The organism is Flavobacterium sp. Flavsp81 (assembly GCF_059491325.1).
The window spans coordinates 5005546-5025999 of the sequence record NZ_CP168505.1 but is presented as its reverse complement, the minus strand read 5'-3'; the positions used below and the strand labels follow the sequence as shown (position 1 = coordinate 5025999).

Below are 20454 nucleotides of genomic sequence, written 5' to 3'. Positions count from 1 at the left end.
TGTAAAGGCTAAGTTAGTTTCTTTTTTAAAGAAATAAAAGTTATAATTTTCTTTAAATTAAATTATTACACAATATTGTAATATTTATAAAAATTACCAAATAAGGTAATAACATAAAATATTACATAAAAAGGTAATAATTAAAAATATTACGTATATTTGTAATAGTAAGTTTATTTATTTTTAATTATATTTGAATCTATGACTAGTGTGATTACAGGTGACATAATTGACTCAAGACGGCAAAAATCTAAAGATTGGGTAGAAGGTTTAAAAAAAATCCTGTCTCAGTTTGGAGAAACCCCAGGCCAATGGGAAGTTTACAGAGGTGATGAATTTCAAATCGAAATAAAAAATCCAGAAGAAGCTTTATTGTCTGCTATCTTAATAAAAGCACAGTTGAGAGCCCTAAAACTAGATGCCCGAATGAGTATTGGTTTTGGAGATAAAACATATAATGGTGAAAAAATATCCGAAAGTTATGGTTCCGCTTTTATAAATTCCGGAGAACTTTTTGAAACTTTAAAAAAACAAAAAGTAACTTTAGCCATGCGAACGGGCAATGGATTAATAGATGAAAGGATGAACCTGATGCTTCAGTTAGCTTTGACCTTTATGGATAATTGGCTTGTACAATCTGCTGAATTTGTAGCTATTGCAATAGAAAATCCAACTTTATCGCAAGAAGAATTAGGACAGAAACTAGGTATCAATCAGGCAGCAGTAAGCCGAAGACAAAAACGCGCCCAATTTGATTTGGTTATGAATTTAGAACGTTATTTCAGATCACAAATAAAATTACTTATGTCATGATTTTATTTATAAAACTACTTTTAGCACATTTACTGGGCGATTTTATATGGCAGCCAAACTCGTGGGTAACCGATAAGGAAGTTAAAAAACATAAAAGCATTTATTTATACTTTCACATTCTTTTGCATGGGGTTTTAGCCGCACTTTTGGCTGGAGAAATTCAGTTTATCCCTTATGCAATTTTAATTGCCATAACCCATGGGATTATTGACTTAATCAAATTAAATTTTCAAAAAAACACAACAAAACGCACTTGGTTTATTGCAGATCAAATGGCACATATCTTAATTTTAATCGGGATTGTATTTCTATATGAAAATAAAACAATAGAGTTGTTTTGGTTTGGAAATCAGTTTTGGATATTAATAACCGGAATTTTATTTATAACAAAACCAGTTTCAATTTTCATTAAAACTATTATTTCGATTTGGAGTCCTGAAGATGCTGACAGCCATACTGGTAATTCACTTGCGAGCGCGGGGAATTACATTGGTATCTTGGAACGATTATTTGTTTTCGGTTTTATTCTGACAGGGCATTTTGAAGCAATCGGATTTCTGTTAGCCGCCAAATCTATTTTTAGATTTGGGGATTTAAAAGAAGCCAAAGACAGAAAACTTACCGAATATGTCTTAATAGGTACTTTAATAAGTTTTGGAATTGCCATTTTTACGGGACTTATCGTGCAGGTTTTATTGTCACAACTGCTTTAAAACCTTTTTGTTTATAGCTTTTATCAAAGCCGGTCCTTCATAAATAAAACCAGTGTATAGCTGTACCAAACTTGCTCCTGCATTAAGTTTTTCAATAGCATCATCAGCTGAGTGTATTCCTCCTACTCCAATAATAGGAAATGCTTTATTGCTTTTTTCAGAAAGGAAACGAATAACTTCAGTAGAACGCTTCGTCAATGGTTTTCCTGAAAGACCTCCCATTTCAGATTGATTTTGAGATTGTAATCCATCTCTTGAAATCGTAGTATTTGTTGCAATTACACCCGCAATCTGAGTAGTTTTTACAATATCAATAATATCCAATAATTGCTCATCTGTTAAGTCCGGAGCAATTTTTAAAAGAATTGGTTTTATTTTCCCGGTACTTGTTTTTTGCTTTTTCACATTTCTGTCCTGTAATGTCTGAAGCAGAGCCGTTAAAGGTTCTTTATCCTGTAATGCTCTTAAATTTGGTGTATTTGGAGAACTTACATTCACCACAAAATAGTCAACATGATCAAACAGAGCATCAAAACAAATAATGTAGTCATCTACAGCATTTTCGTTTGGAGTCACTTTATTTTTTCCGATATTTCCTCCAATTAGAACCCCTGAATTCTTTTTTAAACGTTCTACAGCTTCCAGGACTCCGCCATTATTAAATCCCATTCGGTTAATAATCGCCTGATCTTCTTTTAATCTAAACAAACGTTTTTTAGGATTTCCTTCCTGTCCAACAGGCGTAACGGTTCCTATTTCTATAAAACCAAATCCGAAATCAGAAAGCTCTTTGTATAATTTGGCATCTTTGTCAAATCCTGCAGCAAGTCCTACCGGGTTTTTAAATTTGATTCCGAAAACCTCTCGTTCTAAGCGAGTATCTTTTACCTCGTAAATTGATTTAATTATTGACGAAACTCCCGGTATTTTTGAAATGAATTTAACGAATGAAAAAGTAAAATAATGTACTTCTTCTGGATCAAAACAAAAAAGTATCGGACGAATTATCAATTTATACATAGGGGATTGTTGTTGTTTTTCGGTTGCAAATTTAATTATAATACTTGAAAATGCCTCTTTTTTACAAAAAACAAATTTTATCATTAAATTCATCCTTAATTAAAATAATATATTAAAGCAAATCTTCAACTCCATCCATAATTTATTCACACAGACACCAAAAACAAACGCTAAACTATTATTTTTGAACAACATAAATAATGCGATATAATTTCACTAACTCTATAAAATAAATAGAATATTATAAATTATTTTTTAACTTTACAATCTACAACTACATTCAAATTAAAGATTACAATGAAAAATAAAACATATTGGATATTTGCACTACTAACAATTCCTATTATTTCAATTAGCTACGGTTATACCAAACTTATTGTGTCAAAAAATAAAATTGAACAAGAAAATAAAATGGCAGGAATGGATTGTGCAGCAACTCCGAACACCTCAGAGCCGCCTTTATTCAAACCAACAATAGAAAATAAAAATAAACCTCCGGCAAATAAAACACCAAAAGGAATGGTTTGGATTCCTGGTGGGGAATTTTCAATGGGAAGCAGTGTTGAAGATGAAAGTTTGTGCAGTATAAAAGGAGTTACAAAAGACGCAGCACCAATTCACCGTGTGTATGTTGATGGTTACTATATGGACAAAACTGAAGTTACGAATGAACAATTTGAAGCTTTCGTAAAAGCCACAGGTTATATAACATTAGCAGAAAAAAAACCAACTATTGAAGAGTATCCTAATGTTCCTGTAGAAAATCTCATTGCCGGATCAGCTGTCTTTACCCCTACTCCTGTAAAAGTAGATTTAAACAATTACATGCAATGGTGGAGCTATGTTGGAGGTGCAGACTGGAGACATCCCGAAGGACCAATGAGCTCAATAAAAGGAAAAGAAAAATATCCTGTAGTTCAGGTTTCATATGAAGATGCAGCAGCTTACGCAAAATGGGCAGGGAAAAGATTGCCCACTGAAGCCGAATGGGAATTTGCAGCTCGCGGAGGAAAAACCGGAGAGCTTTATGCATGGGGGAATACATTAAAGCCAAAAGGAAAATTTCAAGCCAATATTTACCAGGGTCAGTTTCCTATGGAAAAAGGAGATACGGGTGAAGATGGCTACATAGGCATAGCTCCAACAGCCCAATTCACACCAAATAGATATGGATTATATGATGTTGGAGGAAATGTTTGGGAATGGACAAATGATTGGTATACAGCAGATTATTATTCAACTTTAAGTCAAAATGGTGAACTAGCCAGAAATCCTAAAGGCCCTGAGTCATCATACGATCCTACAGAACCGGGTTTACCAAAAAAAGTACAGCGTGGAGGATCATTTTTGTGTACAGACCAATATTGCACACGCTATATGGTAGGCACAAGAGGAAAAGGAGATTATCAGTCCCCTGCAAACCATATTGGTTTTAGATGTGTTCAATAATAGTTTGCCACGAATTTCACGAATTAGCACGAATTAATTTAAAAACAAAATTGGATTTCATGAAGTTTAATTCGTGAAATTGGATTTTTAAATTCTGTTAGAATACACTTTAATTAGTGAAAATTCGTGTAATTCGTGGCAGTTTTTTATCTAATTCTGAAGCTTTAAAAGCCTTGAATAATTGTTTATCTTTGCTAAAAAAACAAGCAAATGCAACATATTATAGATCGTTTTATCAGTTATGTAACGATTGATACAGAATCAGACCCAAATTCGGAAACAACACCAAGCACAGAGAAACAATGGAATCTGGCCAATAAATTAGTCGAAGAGTTAAAAACTATTGGTTTGGAAGATGTTACCATTGATGACAAAGCTTATATCATGGCCACCTTACCCGGTAATGTTGAGCATGAGGTACCTGTAATTGGTTTTGTATCTCATTTTGATACTTCGCCGGATTTTAGCGGAGCCAATGTAAAACCTCAAATTATTGAAAATTACGACGGAAAAGATATTATTTTGAATGTAGAGAAAAACATCATTTTATCTCCAAATTACTTCAAAGATTTATTGCAATATAAAGGTCAAACAATCATTACAACTGATGGAACTACTTTGTTAGGTGCTGATGATAAAGCCGGAATCACAGAAATTGTTTCAGCAATGGAATATTTAATTCAGCATCCTGAAATTAAACATGGGAAAATCCGAATTGGTTTTACTCCTGATGAAGAAATTGGTCGTGGAGCTCATCACTTTGATGTGGAAAAATTTGGTGCGCAATGGGCTTATACAATGGACGGAAGCCAGATTGGCGAATTAGAATATGAAAATTTTAATGCTGCAGGAGCTAAAATTACTTTCAAAGGAAAAAGTGTTCACCCCGGCTATGCCAAAGGAAAAATGATCAATTCGATGCTGATTGCAAATGATTTCATTAACGAACTTCCAAAAGGAGAAACTCCACAAGAAACTAAAGGTTATGAAGGTTTTTTTCATGTTCACCATTTAACCGGAAGTATTGAAGAAACTGTTTTAGAACTTATTATTAGGGATCATAACAAGGTTAAATTTGAAAGACGTAAAAGTTTAATTGAAAAAATTGCCAAAAAAATCAATAAAAAATTCGCTAAGCAATTTGGGGAAGATATTGTTATAACCGAAGTTAAAGATCAGTATTACAATATGAAAGAAAAAGTACTTCCTGTAAAACACATTGTTGATATTGCCGAAAAAGCAATGAGAGAATTGAACATAAAACCCATCATAAAACCTATTCGCGGCGGAACTGATGGTTCGCAATTATCATACATGGAATTGCCTTGCCCTAATATTTTTGCCGGTGGTCATAACTTTCACGGAAAATACGAATATGTTCCTGCCGAGAGTATGCAAAAAGCAACTGATGTGATTGTGAAAATTGCGGAATTGACCGCTATTCCCGGATTTTTTGATGTAACTGAAAAAACTAAAACAAAAAAATAGTGGAACCAACTTCAAATAGCATTTGGAAACACAGTAATAAATGGGAAGAAGAACTACTCCTTCTCAAATCTATTATTGATAAAACCGAACTTATTGAAACCACAAAATGGGGCGGCCCTGTTTTTGTTTATGAAAAGAAAAATATTATTGGGCTTGGCGGTTTTAAAGACTATTTTGCAATTTGGTTTTTTAACGGTGTTTTTCTCAAAGACAACAAAAAGAAACTCATTAATGCTCAGGAAGATAAAACAAAATCTTTGCGCCAGTGGCGATTTACCTCAAAAGAAGAAGTGAATGAAAAAGAAATTTTAGACTATATTCTCGAAGCTATTGAAAACGAAAAGCAAGGGAAGATCATAAAACCGGCAAAGAAAGAAGCTGTTATTTCTGAATTACTGGAAAAAGAAATGAGTCAGAATGCGGCTTTAGCGGAAGCTTTCCAGAAATTTTCTCCATATAAACAATATGAGTTCTTAGAATATATTGAAACGGCAAAGCAGGAGAAAACTAAATTATCCCGAATTGAGAAAATTATTCCGATGATTTTGGAAAATGTTGGATTGAATGATAAATACAGGTAAAGTTTAGAAATTCCAATATTACAGTCATTGATAAAGTTTTTGTCATTCCTCGTTCCTCGGAATGACAAGATTGCAGACATAAAAAATCCCAAACTCCAATAATTAAATTGGAATTTGGGATTTATATTTTATTGGAATTTAAAAGCCTTATGCTTTCTTGTTCAAAGCAGCACTCATTTCCATAGAAATTGCTGAACGCTCTATCTTTAATTTCCCTGACATCGTTTCGATGATTACAGAAGTTTCTGCAAGTTCAACAACTTTACCGTGAAAACCACTTTTAGTAATTATTTTGTCCCCTACTTTAAGGGTGCTTTCAAATTCTTTTTCGTTTTTTGCTCTTTTTTGTTGTGGTCTGATCATGAAGAAATAGATCACTACAAACATTAATAGAAATGGCGCAAATTGAGTTAATTGTCCCATAATTTAAATTCTGTTTTTTATTTGATTTATTATTAATATATTTTTTTTGGAATTTGACTCTTCGACTTCGCTCAGAGTGACATTATTATTTTGGAATTCTTTTAATTACATCAAACCTCTTCCCACTTTTATCATCTTTTTATTGGCTGTAAGTTCTTTAACAAGATTATCTAAAATTCCGTTGATAAAAATACTGCTTTTTGGTGTAGAATACTCTTTAGCAATTTCTAAATATTCGTTCAGCGTTACTTTTACCGGAATTGAAGGGAATTTTAAAAACTCGCAAATAGCCATTTTTAAAATAATTGTATCAATTTCTGCAATACGGTCGCTGTCCCAATTTGGTGTTTTATCATCATATTCTTTTGCAAAAATAGATTCGTTTAAAACGGTTCTTCTGAATAAATCTTTTGCAAAATCCTTATCTTCAACATCCTTGTACAATTTTGGCACTCTGAAATCGTCCGGATTTTCGGTTTTGATTGCTTTCAATTGTTTAATAATATGAGTATTTACAACAGGAATATCATCAACCCATGTTAATTTATCATCTTCCAGATATTCGTATAATTTATCATTCGGAACAATAACATCAGTAAACAAATCAATTACAAATTGTTTGTCTTCTTCAAAAGTATTAGTCGAATTGGTCATGTATTTTGCATACAAATCGCTAGCTTTAATATCATTTAAAAGCAACAGAATATAGTCATCATTCAATGTCCAGTTGTTGATTTTACGATTTTCTAAAGCGATGCTAAGTGAATTACTTTCGGCAAGCAGTTGAAAAATTTTGTTTTTAATAAATTTTTCATTCGGATTACGTTCTGCAGCAGTCGCAAGATGTTTTTTGCTTGAAAGATGTAAAAAAACAGATTCTTTTTTGCAAATTTCAATCAATGAAGAAAGCATTATAAGATATAAATCCTGAATATTGTCAATACTGTAAAAAAGAAATTTCTCTTCTTTTTCCAGACTATCAGAACCACTTTGATGCATTGCATAAATGGATTGCATGACTTTAACGCGTAAGTGTCTTCTATTTACCACCTTGTAAGAACATTTAAAAATTAGGGTGCAAAAATAAGAATTTAAGACCTCATATTAAAATTTAAACCAATTAATTTTTGAACAAAAAAATCAGTCCCAGTGATCAGTTACGGTTTGCAGAAAAAAAATCTCAGTTTACAATTCCAGTTTCACAAAAGTGAAAACTGAGACTATAAACTGAGACTGTAGATTAAAAAAATTATTTTTTAGCGTTTTCAATTTTTCTCAAATCGATACGGTTTTGAGCAATTGTAAGCGCAGCTTTATGCGTAGTAATTCCGTTTTTCACAGCGTAATCGATAATTTCTAAAGTAGTGTTATAGATATTTTCGGTTTTGCTCATGATTTCAGCTTTGCCATAATGCTCTAATTCAGCATAAACATTGATAATTCCACCGGCATTAATTAGGAAATCCGGCGCATATAAAATACCTCTTTCCTGTAATCTTGCTCCGTGAATATTTTCGTCAGCTAACTGATTGTTTGCAGCACCGGCAATAACTTTAGCTTTAATTTTATTTACTGTATTATCATTGATAGTTGCTCCCATGGCACATGGCGCATAAATATCAACATCAGCAGTATATAAATCTTCTCCGGTATAAACTGTAGCATTGTATTTTGAAGCTACCTGATATAATTTTTCTTCGTTAATATCAGTAATAGTAACCTGTGCACCTTCTTTAGTCAAATACTCAACCAAAGTTTCACCCACGTGCCCAATTCCCTGAACTAAAACTTTTTTACCCTCTAAAACATCAGAACCAAACTGGCTTTTTGCAGCAGCTTTCATTCCTAAATAAACACCGTAAGCAGTTACAGGCGAAGGATTTCCGGAACCACCTCTTTCTTCAGAGATTCCGGTAACATATGGCGTTACATCTCTAACAATGTCCATGTCTTTAGTCTCCATTCCAACATCCTCAGCCGTAATATATCTTCCGCTTAGTGAATGTACAAACTCACCAAACTTGCGCATCAATTCAGGTGTTTTTTGTGTTTTTGCATCACCAATGATTACTGCTTTCCCTCCACCAATATTCAGTCCTGTAATTGCAGCTTTATAAGTCATACCTCTTGAAAGACGCAAAACATCATTTAAAGCTTCCCATTCAGTATTATAATTCCACATTCTGGTGCCTCCTAAAGCCGGTCCCATAACTGAATTATGAATACCAATAATTGCTTTTAAACCTGTATCTTTGTCATTGCAAAATACAATTTGTTCGTGATCGTCAAAAGATAACTGACCAAAAACAGGATCCATTTTTTGAAATTCCTTTCCGGTTGTGAAAGTTGCATCCATAGCGCTTACTATTTATTTGTTAAAATTATGAATTCGTCAAAAAAGACAGGTCAAACATACGCAAAAAATACACATGTGCTAATTATAAAACCTAATAATGATAATATAACAAACATTTAGCGTTGCGAAATATACTAACTCTATATTATTATATTAAGAATAGTTTACAGAATTTGTCACATTTGACATAGAATATATTATAAAAATGAAAGAATTAAGCTATTTAAATAAATATTTTATTAAATATAAATACAGTTTTTCCTTTGGAATTTTAATCACCATAATCGCACAAATATTTTTTCTGTTCACCCCAAAATTGGTCAGTCATTCTTTTAACGTTATCGAACGTTTTTTAAAATTATCAGAAGCTGATCAACATTCTTCTATAATTATCAATTATTATAAGGATGATTTGATTCATAATGTACTGCTAATCATTGGAAGTGCAATTGTTGCAGGGTTTTTAACTTTTTTAATGCGCCAAACATTGATAGTAATGTCACGCCATATTGAATTTGATTTAAAAAATGAAGTATTTAAACAATATGAAAACCTTTCCCAGAACTTTTACAAGCAAAACAGAACAGGGGATTTAATGAACCGAATCAGCGAAGACGTTTCGAAAGTCAGAATGTATGTTGGTCCGGCCGTAATGTATACAATTAATACGTTTATTCGTTTCGCCATTGTGATCCTGTATATGTATAATGTTTCGCCATTGCTGACATTATATACTATTTTGCCTTTACCGGTTCTTTCGTATTGTATTTTTAAACTGAGTTCTGAAATCAATAAACGAAGTACTACTTTTCAGCAATATCTATCTAAAGTTTCCAGTTTTTCACAGGAAATATTTTCAGGAATTCGTGTCATTAAAGCTTATTCCTTAGAAAATCAACATCAAAATAATATGGTGGCTCTTGCCGATGAAAGCAAAAGCAAAAGTTTGGATCTGGCTAAAGTTCAATCACTGTTCGGGCCTTTAATGATTGCCCTTATCGGAATAAGTAATTTAGTAGTGATTTATTTTGGAGGTGTAATGTACATCAACGGAACGATTTCGAATATAGGAACTATAGCCGAGTTTATTTTATACGTAAATATGCTAACCTGGCCTGTTGCATCATTAGGATGGGTTTCTTCGATGGTTCAGGAGGCAGAAGCTTCTCAAAAACGTCTTAATGAATTTTTGAAAATTGAACCGGAAATCAAAAACAACAATGAAAATTCATCAGATATCCAGGGGACGATTTCTTTTGAAAATGTGAGTTATACGTATGAAGACACTAATATTGAGGCTTTAAAAAATGTCACTTTTACAGTAAAAAAAGGAGAAACTTTAGCTATTTTAGGAAAAACAGGTTCCGGGAAGTCGACAATATTATCTCTAATTTCCCGTTTGTATGATGTTACCGAAGGAAAAATTACAATTGATCACAATGAAATAAGCACTTTAAACTTAAATGACTTAAGAAACAATATTGGAATTGTTCCTCAGGATGCTTTTTTGTTTTCGGATACCATTAAAAACAATATCAAATTTGGCAATCGGAATGCCACTGACGAAGAAGTAATTGAAGCCGCTAAAAATGCAGTTGTCCATGACAATATTGTTACTTTCAACAAACAATATGATACTATTTTAGGAGAGCGCGGAATCACGCTCTCGGGTGGACAAAAGCAGCGTGTCTCAATTGCGAGAGCGATTATTAAAAATCCGGCTATTTTACTTTTTGATGATTGTCTGTCTGCTGTAGATACAGAGACAGAGGAAGCAATTTTAAACAATTTGTTTAAAATCTGTAAAGATAAAACTACAATAATTGTCAGTCATCGGGTTTCTTCTGCAAAAAATGCAGATAAAATAATCATTTTAGAGGATGGCCAAATCATTCAACAAGGCTCTCATAATCAATTAATAAATCAGGATGGCTATTATTCATCGTTATATTTAAAACAACTTTCGGAAAAAGAATTACTTTAATTGTTGTGTAATCGATAAATTTTTATGATTTTTGAGTACTATTAATTCCAAAATGATAGAACGTATTATGAGAGAAAACGACATGTTAGAAAAAGAAGAGATTTTTTCTAAAGTATTACGAGCAGGAAGAAGAACTTATTTCTTCGATGTGAGAGCAACCAAAGCTGACGATTATTATATTACCATTACCGAAAGTAAAAAATTCACCGAAGAGGACGGATCTTTTCATTTTAAAAAACACAAAATTTACTTATATAAAGAAGATTTTAGTTCTTTTGCAGAAATATTAGAAGAAATGACTTCCTATGTCCTGAACCACAAAGGCGAAGAAGTAATTTCTGAAAGACATCAAAAAGATTTTAAAAAAGAATATGGTTCTGATAAGCCTGAGGAACAAAGAACCAGCAGCTTTACTGATATTGATTTTGATGATATTTAATTTAAAATAGCTTTTAAAGTACGAGTCCAACATGTCCTGCATTTTGGACTTTTTTTATACATTTAAACTCCTGTTTCTGAAATTATAACTGATCCAATACTATTCAGCAATCAATAAAAATAATCTCTAAAATAAATCCACGGCAATGGAAACAAATTTATTAATATTACCAGGACTGGGAAATTCAGGCGAAAAACACTGGCAAACCTTTTGGCATGAAAAATTTAAAAACTCGAACCGAATTATTCAGGACAATTGGGATGAACCTGTTCGTGAAGAATGGCTCAAAAGATTAAACGAAGAAATTTCTAAACTAAATAATCCGACTATTCTTGTGGCACACAGTTTGGCAGTTTCTTTAGTTCTGCATTGGGCAGCTTCAAATAATAACAAAAATATAGTTGGAGCTTTATTAGTCGCTCCTGCAGACGTAGATTCACCTCAACATACTCCGGAAAGTGTTAGAAACTTTTCTCCAATGCCAACTATAAAACTGCCTTTTCCATCAATTGTTGTAGCCAGCGAAAATGATCCTTATGCATCATTTGAAAGAAAACAATATTTTGCTCAAATGTGGGGAAGCGATTTTGTAAATGTGGGACAAAAGGGACACATCAACTCTGATTCTGATTTAAAATATTGGGAAGAAGGGCAGTTGATTTTAGAACAATTGATCAAGAAAATCTCTTAGTATTGCAACTGAAAACTAAAAATTATCCTATTCGCAATCCGTTTTCAATTTTAAAATCAGGAGCTAACAAAATAACATCCCCCTCCTGACCAACAGCGCCAAGAACCAGACATTCGCTCATGAATTTACCTATTTGCTTTTTAGGAAAATTAACAACGGCTACAATTTGTCTGCTCAATAAATCTTCTTTTGAATAACGTTTGGTAATTTGTGCCGAAGATTTTCGGACACCTATTTCTGTACCAAAATCAATCGTGAGCTGATAAGCAGGTTTTCTTGCTTCGGGAAAATCACTTATTTCGACTATCGTTCCAACACGCATGTCGATTCTTTCAAATTCATTCCAGGTTAAATCCATATTCTTATTAATTACTTTATTTACAAACCTATTAATTTTGTAATTATTACTCCTAATTCTATAATCATTTTTTTAGCACTTCTTCTAACTTTATAAGTTAACGCTAAAAAATATAAAAATGGAAAATAGTATAATAAATACCTTTCAGGCTATCAGTGAATCAGATTTTGATGTCCTGCAACAAAATACGGATAAATACATTGAAACAGCTCAAAACGTAAAGCTATATGTAAAAGATTATGGCAGAGGAAAACCCGTAATCCTGATTCATGGATGGCCGCTTTCTAATGAAATGTGGGAATATCAAATAGAATTTTTAATACAGAATAATTTCAGGGTAATTGCTTATGACCGCCGCGGTTTTGGCAAATCATCACAACCCTGGGATGGTTATGATTATGATACTTTGACAGATGACTTAAGTGAAATTATTAATCAGCTGCAACTGGAAAATGCAACACTTGTAGGCTTTTCTATGGGTGGTGGCGAGGTAGTCCGTTATTTTAGCCGTCATAACGGAAAAGGTGTTACAAAAGCAGCTTTAATTTCATCGATTATTCCTTTTTTATTAAAAACAGACGATAATCCCAATGGACATCCGAGAGAAAAAAGCGAAGTAACTGCAGCTGCTATCAAAGAAGACCGAATAGGGTTTGTAGATAATTTTGGAAAAACATTTTTCGGTATAAATATCATCAACAAACCCTTAAGTACACCTTTATTGGAATATTACAGAATGTTATGCTCTTTTGCGTCTCCGCGTGCAACATTAAAATGTGCCGAATCTTTTTCGAATACCGATTTTAGAGACGAACTTCATACAATAAAAGTTCCTACCCTGATCATTCATGGAAATGACGATAAAATAGTCCCGATTGGACTTACTTCACAAAAAGCAGCCGAGTCAATTGCAAACAACACCTATCTTGTTTATGAAGGTGCTCCACATGGATTATTCTATACAGAAAGGGAGCGGCTAAATGAAGATTTGCTTGATTTTTTAAACTCATAACTCACCTGTTTGGGTGTAAATTCAAAGGTGTCAGGCTGAGCGGAGTCGAAGCTCTTCCGAAGTAAAAAGCCATCGACTAAGTTTATCCTGAGCGAAGTCGAATGCGTTCATAACTAATAAACTAATATCCAAAGAGCTGACTATTTTAAAAATAGGTGCTTCTTTGGATATTTTTTATACTTGTGCTCTTTCTTTAAGAATTTAGATTATTTTTGAATAAAGATTCTAAAAAATGGCACAGACTCCTTCAAATATGTTACCTCTTGGAACTATTGCTCCAGAGTTCAGACTTAAAGACACGAATTCCAATTATAACTATACGTTTGAAGATTTAAAAGGATCGAAAGGAACCCTTGTCATTTTTATGTGCAATCATTGCCCATTTGTGCTTCATGTTATCAATGAAATTGTAATGATTGCAAATGATTATCGGGTACAGGGACTTGGCGTAATTGCAATTTCAAGTAATGATATTGAAAAATTTCCGCAGGATTCTCCCGAAATGATGACGGAATTTGCTTTTCAAAACAAAATAGATTTTCCTTATTTATTTGATGAAACCCAGGAAGTGGCTAAAGCTTATGATGCTGCCTGTACTCCTGATTTTTATTTATTTGATAATCGGGATCGTTTATTTTATCGTGGACAATTGGATGATTCGAGACCTAATAATGGAATTCCGTTAAGCGGAAGTGATTTACGAAGTGCTATTGATGCTTTAATTTATAACAGAAGTTTAAATGAAACTCAAAAACCAAGTATTGGCTGTAATATTAAATGGAAATAAAACACGAATTTCACCAATTCACACTAAATAACTTCGTGCAAATTAGTGAAATTTGTATTGTGCTTTTTACTTTATAATTGCGAATGGATATAATTTGTTATAGAAGCCATTTGAACATTATCCAGCTTCGCTTTTTTCTGCATCCTTTCCAAAATTGGATACCATTCTTCCTGTGTAAATTTTTTCGGCTCGAACAATTTATGGCATTTTGCACAATTGTTTTCGTACATGTTTTTACCTTCAGCCAGTTCAGGTGCCAAAGCCACAGCATTTACAGTTTCAGCTGGCTGTATTGCAGCGACCGGAGTATTCTTTTGTGTACCGCAGGAAACCATAAACAAGGTTATTGCTGCAAGGGTGAAAAATTTATATTTCATTGACTATGTTTTTTAAGTAAATATAAAAAAAATCCCATTCGTCAAGTGAATGGGATTTATTATTTAAGACTATTTAAAACTAATCTAATTACTTATTTTACGTCCATTAATTCGACGTCAAAAATCAAAGTAGCATTTGGAGGAATAACCCCTCCTGCACCTGCTGCTCCGTAAGCTAAATCAGATGGAATCACAAAACGGGCTTTGTCTCCTACCTGCAATAAAGCAATACCTTCATCCCATCCTTCAATAACCTGACCTTGTCCCAGTCTGAATTCAATTGGTTTTTTGCGTGGGTAAGATGAATCAAAAACTTTTCCTGTTTCTAAAGATCCTTCGTAATGTACAGAAACCGTTTTACCTGCCTCAGCTTTTTTACCATCTCCTTTTTGAATCATTTTATAACGTAAACCACTATCCGTTTTATCAAAACCGGCAGCCAATTGTTCCATTTTTGCTTCAGATTCTGCTTTTAAAGCAGCATCACGTTTTAGACGGGCACCTTTTAAAGCGATAAAAGCTTCAATAGCATTCCATTTTTCAGCTTCTTCCCCTACTCTTATAATTTCTAAAGTTTCAAGAGCATCCCCCTGAGCCACAGCATCAACAACATCCTGACCTTCAATAACATGTCCAAAAACAGTATGTTTGTTATCTAACCAGGAAGTCGGAACGTGTGTGATATAAAATTGAGAACCATTACTTGCAGGTCCTGAATTTGCCATTGCCAAAACTCCCGGGCGATCGTGTTTTAAACTTGGGTGAAATTCATCATCAAATTTATAACCCGGATCTCCGCTTCCTATTCCTTTAGGGCAACCTCCCTGAATCATAAAATCAGGAATTACTCTGTGAAACGTTAATCCATCATAGAATTTTTGTCCCTGAGGCTTTATTTTATTTTCCATATTTCCTTCTGCAAGAGCTACAAAATTCCCTACGGTACCAGGAGCTAAATCATGCGCAAGTTTTACTAAAATCGAACCTTTACTTGTGTTGAATTTAGCGTATATTCCGTTTTCCATTGTTGTTATTTTTAATTTTGAATGCAAATTTACGAATTAATTTTATATCAATTTGTGCTTTCTATTTTTTAGGATTTGATTTATAAGTCCGTAGACTAATAATGATAATAGTGCAAAACCGCACATCCAATGGTAACGGTCACAAAATCTATTCTAAAGAGCCTTTATTTCATGAAGTCTTCCCTCATTGGACTAAAAACATCTATCAGTATTCCTTCTTCTACACATAAAACACCATGAACTGCGTGAGGCGGAATGTAAAAGCTATCTCCTTCTTTGAGCATTTTTGTAGTACCATTTATAGTAACATCAAATTTACCTTTTGCCACATATGTAACCTGAGTATGATAATGTTCATGCAAAGCACCAATAGCTCCAGTTTCAAAATAGACATTGACTAACATTGCGCGATTATCAAAAGCCAAAATTTTACGTTTTATACCTTCACCAACAACTTCCCATTCTATTTCTTCTGCAAAAAGAAACTCATTACTTGTAACAGAACTTTCCATACTTTTTTATTTATTATTAATTTTCAATATGTTTTTCAAAATTCCTGATGAATTCCCGAAGATTAAGCAACGTTTTTTCATCAATAATATTTCCATCAATATCTAATTTACCCCGAATTCCCTGTATCAAAAGCTGCGTTTTATCATCAAACTTAGCTTCAATTGTTTTCATTATCAGGCTTAATTGCTCATGTCCTTTTTCTCCTGATGCCGAAGCAGTAATTAAACCTACTTTTTTATTTGAAAAAACAGTTGTCGAAACACACCATTCCAAAGCATTTTTTAAACTTCCCGGCAAACTGAAAACATATTCCGGCGTACAGATTATGACACCATCAGCAGCCAAAATTTTATTTCTAAAAATCGTTACTTCTTCCGGTGGATTTTCGGTATCCAAATCTGGGTTAAAGTGCGGAATCTTCTCTAAATCTTCGAATATTTCAACCTTATACTGATTATTGATGTGCTCTGAAATAAATTTCAGAATTTTAAAATTACCGGAATTCTTTCTTGTACTTCCGGAAACAGCAATTATTTTTTTCTTATTAGGCATTTCAATTTTTTAATCTATGAAACTGCAAAATTTACCGCTGCTTCTGAATGTATTTTTGTAGTATCAAAAACCGGGACGGCAACATCTTCCTGACTAATCAACATCGGGATTTCGGTACAGCCCAAAATAATTCCCTCAGCACCATTTTCAATTAATTTTTCGATAATCGAAAGATAGGCTCTTTTGGTTTGTTCCTTGATTATTCCTCTTCCTAATTCTTCTTTTAAAGTCTGCTGAATAAAATCACGCTCCTCCTGAAGAAAAGGAACTATTGCTTCAATATTGTTTTCTGCCAGTTTTTTGAAGTAAAAATCCATTTCCATCGTGAATTTTGTCCCCAACAAACCTACTTTTTTTAATCCTTGTTCGTTTATTTTGTCTGCTGTAGCTGTTGCAACATGAATAATAGGAAGCTGTATTTCTTTTTCAAGTCTGTCAGAAACTGCATGTGCCGTATTCGCGCATAAAACAATCGCTTCGGCACCACTTTTTTCTAAATTTTTGCAGGCATTTAAAAGCAATTCAAAAGTTGCATCCCAATTATTATTAGTATTATTTCCCTGAAAATCGTTAAAGTTCAATGAATAAATAATACACTCTGCAAAATTGAGCCCTCCTAATTTTTCGTTGATTCCTTCATTTATAAATCGGTAATAATCAATTGTCGAAACCCAGCTGATTCCGCCTACAAGTCCTAGTTTTTTCATATTTGTTTTTTCCCAATTCTGAGATTTTTATTTTACATTAAATTGTTAATCTATTACTTTAAGATTTATTAACGCTTCTTTTGTCGCATTAGTCCTGATTGTTAGAAAATCATCTCTCTTTGTTTCTTTTGTCAGTTTTAAACTTGTTGCGAAAAAGTAAGCTCCGTCCTTTCTTTCAACATATCCAACAAACCATCCATTATCAATACCTTTATTAATTCCCCAACCCGTTTTTCCTCTTAAAATATAATGATCTGTCTTTTCAATCTCCATAATATCTTTCATTATAGATTCTGTTCTTTTCGAAATAGGCAATTCAGAGAAATACAATCTTTTTAAAAAATCAATTTGCTGTATTTGAGAAATTTTCGATTTCCCTTCCAGCCAAAAATTATCAATCGTCAAAGTATCGAAAACCATTGTATTATAATTTAGTTTTTTAAGATAGGCTTTCATTCGCCTGACACCAATTTTTCTGGCGACTTCCTGATAACAAGGCACACAGGAGACTTTAAATGCCTGTTTTAAAGTCAAATCCTGCTCCCATGCTTCAATTCTTCTTTTTTTTCCATCCCATTTAAAGATTACGGAATCATTTTTTACAACTCCGGTTTCCAGTGCTATAATCGAATTTGGGATTTTGAATGTTGATGCCGGAATGTTCCCATCCTTCTCCCACTCAAAATCATTGGAATAATAAGTATTTTTATTAAAGTCATAAACTAATATAGAGCCTTTAACCTTTAAACTGTCCAAGATTTTTTCAAATTGAGGAACAACAACTTTTTTAGATTTTTTAGTTTCTTTTTTTACTTCGGCTTTATCACCATCATTTTTAGACTGGCAATTCACATTTAAATTTATCAGTAAAAACAGATTTAATAATAGTAATATTCTTTTCATTTTAAGATTATATTTTCTGAGATTTTATTCTATTTGTTATTGCTTTCTGACCGCTTATTATCATTTTTACGCCGTAGCAAATTGTTGAAATTGCACAGCAAATACTAATAATTGCGTTAACCAGATTCACTGTTGTCATTTTTTGAATTATGACATACAGTCCAATAATTGCCACTGTAGAAGTCCAGATTCCCATATAATAATCAAACTTTCTTTTGAATAATTTACCTAAAGGAAAAAAGTGAAGCCCGACGATTAAAGCAAAAAACGGAATAAACAATTCATTGTGGTTTATGTTCATCAATATGTTTTTTGCCAAAAAAATTCCTAATCCTTCCAAACCAAAAACCCATAGAAACCGCTTATCCTTTTTATCTTCTTCATCCGTTTTATTTTCGGTACCAGAATCAGGCAACATTTTATAATATTTTGTAAAGCGAACATAAAAAAATAAAAATCCTAAAATTACAATCCCAATTAAAAACCCAACAATCCTGTTGTCTTTATTCTCCAAATAATATTCGGCGATCAAAGTCCATATTACTGTGTTAATAATCATAAAAAATAATCCGCCAATTGCTTTTTCGATCTCTTTTTTTGTGTTTAATTCCATTATAAATTTTTCTTTAGTTTTTATTTATTAATGAGTTGTGTGTAATTCAAAAGGTGTCTGGTTGAGTCCATTCGGTTTCGCTGAGGATAAACTTAGTCGAAGCTTTTTTCGGTAAAAGCCTTCGACTCCGCTCAGGATGACAATGCTTTTAAGAGACATAAAGACGTTTTCTCAAATTTACACTTTTTGCTTAAATTAAGTCCTTCGAAATAAAATCACAGCTTTTTTTTATAGACTCAAAAGAATTTACTGCAAAATTATTCTCCTGTTCTACAAAAAAGTGTTTCATTCCTGCAAGCTTTGCTTCTTTAAAAATAGGTTTAAAATCTATTGAACCTGAACCGACTTCTGTATTTAATTCCGGTTTTAGTTTATCCATATCCTTAACATGCCACATTTTAAAACGGCCCGGATTTTCTTTAAACAATTGCAATGGATTTTTTCCCGAGCGAACAACCCAATATAAATCTATTTCAAAATAAACCAAATCCTGATCGGTTTCTTTTAATAAAATGTCATAACCCGTGATTCCGTTATAGTTTTCAAATTCAAAATCGTGATTGTGATAGGCTAGTTTTAAACCGGCTTTTTGACACATTTTTCCGGCTCCATTTAATCGGGCAGCAATCTTTTTATAATCATCGATATTACTTCTAAAAGACGGATCTATCCACGGGATTGTCAGGTATTCGCTTTCCAAAATTTTCGCAGCATGAATTGCTGCTTCAAGTTCAATTGTATTTCCATTTGCCAAAAAACTGCCAATTCCGTAATGACCGCTTATTGCTTTTAAATTGTTTGTATCTAATATTTTTTTCAGCTCTGTTGCCGATAATCCCCAAAACTGATCTTTAATCGAAAAACTATAGGTTTCAACAGTTGTAAACCCCGCCAAAGCTACTTTTTCTAAAACAGCTTTTACATTTTTTGACAGTTCGTCCCGTAAGGTGTACAATTGCAAACCAATTTCCTTTTTATTCATACTGAAAGCTAATGATGGTAAAGTTAAAACAGCAACAGTGGCCAAACTGCTGTTTTTTATAAAGTTTCGTCTGGAGGTCATTATTTTATTTTATAAAGTAAATTTAAACTTTATTCTCAAATTTTGAATCATCAAAATAGGTAAAACCCTGGTTATTTTCTATTTTCGATTGTGAAAATGGTACAAGCGGGCAACTTGAATCAGAACTGTCTGCAGCAGCTCCTGTGAAACAAATTTGACAACAATATGTTTCTCATCTGAAGCATAGATGTTTAATTTTATTGCAAGTACAAAAGGCAAAATTATTTCACACTAAGAAATTTTGTGCCTGTCAATTCGCCTGCATTAATTTGCTGGGGAGGAAATACTTGTTTTTCCTTTCGCCATGTAGCAATTTTTCCTTCGCTATTTACATATACAAACATATAATCCCAATAGTTAGAACCTGCTATTGTAGAACTATGCTGATTATTTGAATTTGCATAAATTTGATCTGCATAAATAAGTATTTCACCATTTGTATCATTATTTAATGTGCGCACCGGTGGTCCCCAGCTTTTAATAAAGCTTTGTTTTGTTTTTCCTACCCATGCACTCATTGTATTTTTTGTATTAGAACAAGAAATATGCAAAATAAATACAGCTGTTATTAGTATTATTTTCTTCAT

General features: G+C 32.9%; 24 protein-coding genes. 10 read left to right on the top strand and 14 right to left on the bottom strand.

Features of this window, described 5'->3' with window-relative positions:
* Positions 1-201: 201 nt before the first annotated feature.
* Positions 202-813: a hypothetical protein gene (locus ACEN92_RS20845; RefSeq protein ID WP_495640243.1), complete on the top strand. Its 612-nt coding sequence runs from the start codon at positions 202-204 to the stop codon at positions 811-813.
* Positions 810-1526, top strand: coding sequence for a DUF3307 domain-containing protein (locus ACEN92_RS20840; protein WP_495640242.1), 717 nt, complete (start codon positions 810-812; stop codon positions 1524-1526). Before ACEN92_RS20845 ends, ACEN92_RS20840 begins: the two co-directional genes overlap by 4 nt.
* On the opposite strand, the gene ACEN92_RS20835 is transcribed toward ACEN92_RS20840, so the two are convergent.
* Complete coding sequence (locus ACEN92_RS20835; protein ID WP_495640241.1) at positions 1512-2546, bottom strand: quinone-dependent dihydroorotate dehydrogenase; 1035 nt, start codon at positions 2544-2546, stop codon at positions 1512-1514. The two genes, ACEN92_RS20840 and ACEN92_RS20835, sit on opposite strands and share 15 nt — an antisense overlap.
* A gap of 297 nt (positions 2547-2843) precedes the next feature.
* Here ACEN92_RS20835 and ACEN92_RS20830 point away from each other — a divergent pair, with 297 nt between their 5' ends.
* The 3 genes from ACEN92_RS20830 to ACEN92_RS20820 all read left to right on the top strand — a co-directional run bounded on the left by ACEN92_RS20830 (position 2844) and on the right by ACEN92_RS20820 (position 6064).
* Positions 2844-3995 (top strand): formylglycine-generating enzyme family protein, encoded by a 1152-nt coding sequence (locus ACEN92_RS20830; protein WP_495640240.1) that lies wholly within the window; start codon positions 2844-2846, stop codon positions 3993-3995.
* Between the two features lie 210 nt (positions 3996-4205).
* Positions 4206-5483, top strand: coding sequence for a peptidase T (pepT, locus tag ACEN92_RS20825; protein WP_495640239.1), 1278 nt, complete (start codon positions 4206-4208; stop codon positions 5481-5483).
* A complete protein-coding gene (locus ACEN92_RS20820; RefSeq protein WP_495640238.1) occupies positions 5483-6064 on the top strand; it encodes a YdeI/OmpD-associated family protein in 582 nt (193 codons plus the stop codon). The genes pepT and ACEN92_RS20820 overlap by 1 nt, the downstream gene beginning before the upstream one ends.
* 147 nt (positions 6065-6211) lie before the next feature.
* Here the strand turns inward: ACEN92_RS20820 and yajC are convergent, their stop codons facing one another.
* The 3 genes from yajC to ACEN92_RS20805 all read right to left on the bottom strand — a co-directional run bounded on the left by yajC (position 6212) and on the right by ACEN92_RS20805 (position 8843).
* A complete protein-coding gene (yajC, locus tag ACEN92_RS20815; protein WP_495640237.1) occupies positions 6212-6487 on the bottom strand; it encodes a preprotein translocase subunit YajC in 276 nt (91 codons plus the stop codon).
* A gap of 105 nt (positions 6488-6592) precedes the next feature.
* Positions 6593-7504 carry a transcription antitermination factor NusB gene (gene nusB / locus ACEN92_RS20810; RefSeq protein ID WP_495640236.1) on the bottom strand — a complete coding sequence of 304 codons (912 nt, stop codon included), beginning with the start codon at positions 7502-7504 and terminating at the stop codon, positions 6593-6595.
* 232 nt (positions 7505-7736) lie between these two features.
* Positions 7737-8843, bottom strand: a complete 1107-nt coding sequence (locus ACEN92_RS20805; protein ID WP_495640235.1) for a Glu/Leu/Phe/Val family dehydrogenase — start codon at positions 8841-8843, stop codon at positions 7737-7739.
* Positions 8844-9048: 205 nt separating this feature from the next.
* On the opposite strand from ACEN92_RS20805, the gene ACEN92_RS20800 reads away from it, so the two are divergent.
* The 3 genes from ACEN92_RS20800 to ACEN92_RS20790 all read left to right on the top strand — a co-directional run bounded on the left by ACEN92_RS20800 (position 9049) and on the right by ACEN92_RS20790 (position 11957).
* Positions 9049-10827, top strand: a complete 1779-nt coding sequence (locus ACEN92_RS20800; RefSeq protein ID WP_495640234.1) for an ABC transporter ATP-binding protein — start codon at positions 9049-9051, stop codon at positions 10825-10827.
* A gap of 67 nt (positions 10828-10894) precedes the next feature.
* Entirely contained in the window at positions 10895-11266 is a 372-nt protein-coding gene (locus tag ACEN92_RS20795) for a PUR family DNA/RNA-binding protein (protein WP_495640233.1), read from the top strand.
* A 145-nt stretch (positions 11267-11411) separates the two neighbouring features.
* Positions 11412-11957 carry an RBBP9/YdeN family alpha/beta hydrolase gene (locus ACEN92_RS20790; RefSeq protein ID WP_495640232.1) on the top strand — a complete coding sequence of 182 codons (546 nt, stop codon included), beginning with the start codon at positions 11412-11414 and terminating at the stop codon, positions 11955-11957.
* Positions 11958-11979: 22 nt separating this feature from the next.
* Here the strand turns inward: ACEN92_RS20790 and ACEN92_RS20785 are convergent, their stop codons facing one another.
* Positions 11980-12315 (bottom strand): tRNA-binding protein, encoded by a 336-nt coding sequence (locus ACEN92_RS20785; RefSeq protein ID WP_495640231.1) that lies wholly within the window; start codon positions 12313-12315, stop codon positions 11980-11982.
* 118 nt (positions 12316-12433) lie between these two features.
* Between ACEN92_RS20785 and ACEN92_RS20780 the strand changes: the two genes are divergently transcribed.
* Positions 12434-13327, top strand: a complete 894-nt coding sequence (locus tag ACEN92_RS20780; protein WP_495640230.1) for an alpha/beta fold hydrolase — start codon at positions 12434-12436, stop codon at positions 13325-13327.
* A gap of 232 nt (positions 13328-13559) precedes the next feature.
* Positions 13560-14114, top strand: a complete 555-nt coding sequence (locus tag ACEN92_RS20775; protein ID WP_495640229.1) for a thioredoxin family protein — start codon at positions 13560-13562, stop codon at positions 14112-14114.
* A gap of 71 nt (positions 14115-14185) precedes the next feature.
* Here the strand turns inward: ACEN92_RS20775 and ACEN92_RS20770 are convergent, their stop codons facing one another.
* From ACEN92_RS20770 to ACEN92_RS20730, 9 genes are all read right to left on the bottom strand, one after another.
* Entirely contained in the window at positions 14186-14491 is a 306-nt protein-coding gene (locus ACEN92_RS20770) for a cytochrome c (RefSeq protein WP_495640228.1), read from the bottom strand.
* Positions 14492-14583: 92 nt separating this feature from the next.
* Positions 14584-15516, bottom strand: a complete 933-nt coding sequence (locus ACEN92_RS20765; RefSeq protein WP_495640227.1) for a peptidylprolyl isomerase — start codon at positions 15514-15516, stop codon at positions 14584-14586.
* Positions 15517-15680: 164 nt separating this feature from the next.
* Positions 15681-16028 (bottom strand): cupin domain-containing protein, encoded by a 348-nt coding sequence (locus ACEN92_RS20760; RefSeq protein WP_495640226.1) that lies wholly within the window; start codon positions 16026-16028, stop codon positions 15681-15683.
* Positions 16029-16044: 16 nt separating this feature from the next.
* A complete protein-coding gene (locus ACEN92_RS20755; protein ID WP_495640225.1) occupies positions 16045-16581 on the bottom strand; it encodes an NADPH-dependent FMN reductase in 537 nt (178 codons plus the stop codon).
* Between the two features lie 14 nt (positions 16582-16595).
* The gene (locus tag ACEN92_RS20750) at positions 16596-17288 is read right to left on the bottom strand and encodes an aspartate/glutamate racemase family protein (RefSeq protein ID WP_495640224.1); all 693 of its coding nucleotides are present in this window, start codon (positions 17286-17288) and stop codon (positions 16596-16598) included.
* 45 nt (positions 17289-17333) lie between these two features.
* Complete coding sequence (blaOXA, locus tag ACEN92_RS20745; RefSeq protein WP_495640223.1) at positions 17334-18191, bottom strand: class D beta-lactamase; 858 nt, start codon at positions 18189-18191, stop codon at positions 17334-17336.
* A 7-nt stretch (positions 18192-18198) separates the two neighbouring features.
* Positions 18199-18804, bottom strand: coding sequence for a DUF7010 family protein (locus ACEN92_RS20740; protein WP_495640222.1), 606 nt, complete (start codon positions 18802-18804; stop codon positions 18199-18201).
* 190 nt (positions 18805-18994) lie between these two features.
* Positions 18995-19867 (bottom strand): sugar phosphate isomerase/epimerase family protein, encoded by an 873-nt coding sequence (locus ACEN92_RS20735; protein WP_495640221.1) that lies wholly within the window; start codon positions 19865-19867, stop codon positions 18995-18997.
* Positions 19868-20088: 221 nt separating this feature from the next.
* Positions 20089-20454: a hypothetical protein gene (locus ACEN92_RS20730; RefSeq protein WP_495640220.1), complete on the bottom strand. Its 366-nt coding sequence runs from the start codon at positions 20452-20454 to the stop codon at positions 20089-20091.

What these genes read in the sequence shown, in the direction of transcription:
- ACEN92_RS20845 (WP_495640243.1), top strand. Translation starts at nt 202, where the DNA reads ATGACTAGTGTGATTACAGGTGACATAATTGACTCAAGACGGCAAAAA.
- ACEN92_RS20795 (WP_495640233.1), top strand. Translation starts at nt 10,895, where the DNA reads ATGAGAGAAAACGACATGTTAGAAAAAGAAGAGATTTTTTCTAAAGTA.
- ACEN92_RS20840 (WP_495640242.1), top strand. Translation starts at nt 810, where the DNA reads ATGATTTTATTTATAAAACTACTTTTAGCACATTTACTGGGCGATTTT.
- ACEN92_RS20740 (WP_495640222.1), bottom strand. Translation starts at nt 18,804, where the DNA reads ATGGAATTAAACACAAAAAAAGAGATCGAAAAAGCAATTGGCGGATTA.
- ACEN92_RS20830 (WP_495640240.1), top strand. Translation starts at nt 2,844, where the DNA reads ATGAAAAATAAAACATATTGGATATTTGCACTACTAACAATTCCTATT.
- ACEN92_RS20730 (WP_495640220.1), bottom strand. Translation starts at nt 20,454, where the DNA reads ATGAAGAAAATAATACTAATAACAGCTGTATTTATTTTGCATATTTCT.
- nusB (WP_495640236.1), bottom strand. Translation starts at nt 7,504, where the DNA reads ATGCAATCCATTTATGCAATGCATCAAAGTGGTTCTGATAGTCTGGAA.
- ACEN92_RS20775 (WP_495640229.1), top strand. Translation starts at nt 13,560, where the DNA reads ATGGCACAGACTCCTTCAAATATGTTACCTCTTGGAACTATTGCTCCA.
- ACEN92_RS20770 (WP_495640228.1), bottom strand. Translation starts at nt 14,491, where the DNA reads ATGAAATATAAATTTTTCACCCTTGCAGCAATAACCTTGTTTATGGTT.
- ACEN92_RS20800 (WP_495640234.1), top strand. Translation starts at nt 9,049, where the DNA reads ATGAAAGAATTAAGCTATTTAAATAAATATTTTATTAAATATAAATAC.
- ACEN92_RS20835 (WP_495640241.1), bottom strand. Translation starts at nt 2,546, where the DNA reads ATGTATAAATTGATAATTCGTCCGATACTTTTTTGTTTTGATCCAGAA.
- ACEN92_RS20760 (WP_495640226.1), bottom strand. Translation starts at nt 16,028, where the DNA reads ATGGAAAGTTCTGTTACAAGTAATGAGTTTCTTTTTGCAGAAGAAATA.
- yajC (WP_495640237.1), bottom strand. Translation starts at nt 6,487, where the DNA reads ATGGGACAATTAACTCAATTTGCGCCATTTCTATTAATGTTTGTAGTG.
- pepT (WP_495640239.1), top strand. Translation starts at nt 4,206, where the DNA reads ATGCAACATATTATAGATCGTTTTATCAGTTATGTAACGATTGATACA.
- ACEN92_RS20790 (WP_495640232.1), top strand. Translation starts at nt 11,412, where the DNA reads ATGGAAACAAATTTATTAATATTACCAGGACTGGGAAATTCAGGCGAA.
- ACEN92_RS20780 (WP_495640230.1), top strand. Translation starts at nt 12,434, where the DNA reads ATGGAAAATAGTATAATAAATACCTTTCAGGCTATCAGTGAATCAGAT.
- ACEN92_RS20805 (WP_495640235.1), bottom strand. Translation starts at nt 8,843, where the DNA reads ATGGATGCAACTTTCACAACCGGAAAGGAATTTCAAAAAATGGATCCT.
- ACEN92_RS20750 (WP_495640224.1), bottom strand. Translation starts at nt 17,288, where the DNA reads ATGAAAAAACTAGGACTTGTAGGCGGAATCAGCTGGGTTTCGACAATT.
- ACEN92_RS20735 (WP_495640221.1), bottom strand. Translation starts at nt 19,867, where the DNA reads ATGACCTCCAGACGAAACTTTATAAAAAACAGCAGTTTGGCCACTGTT.
- ACEN92_RS20785 (WP_495640231.1), bottom strand. Translation starts at nt 12,315, where the DNA reads ATGGATTTAACCTGGAATGAATTTGAAAGAATCGACATGCGTGTTGGA.
- ACEN92_RS20755 (WP_495640225.1), bottom strand. Translation starts at nt 16,581, where the DNA reads ATGCCTAATAAGAAAAAAATAATTGCTGTTTCCGGAAGTACAAGAAAG.
- ACEN92_RS20765 (WP_495640227.1), bottom strand. Translation starts at nt 15,516, where the DNA reads ATGGAAAACGGAATATACGCTAAATTCAACACAAGTAAAGGTTCGATT.
- blaOXA (WP_495640223.1), bottom strand. Translation starts at nt 18,191, where the DNA reads ATGAAAAGAATATTACTATTATTAAATCTGTTTTTACTGATAAATTTA.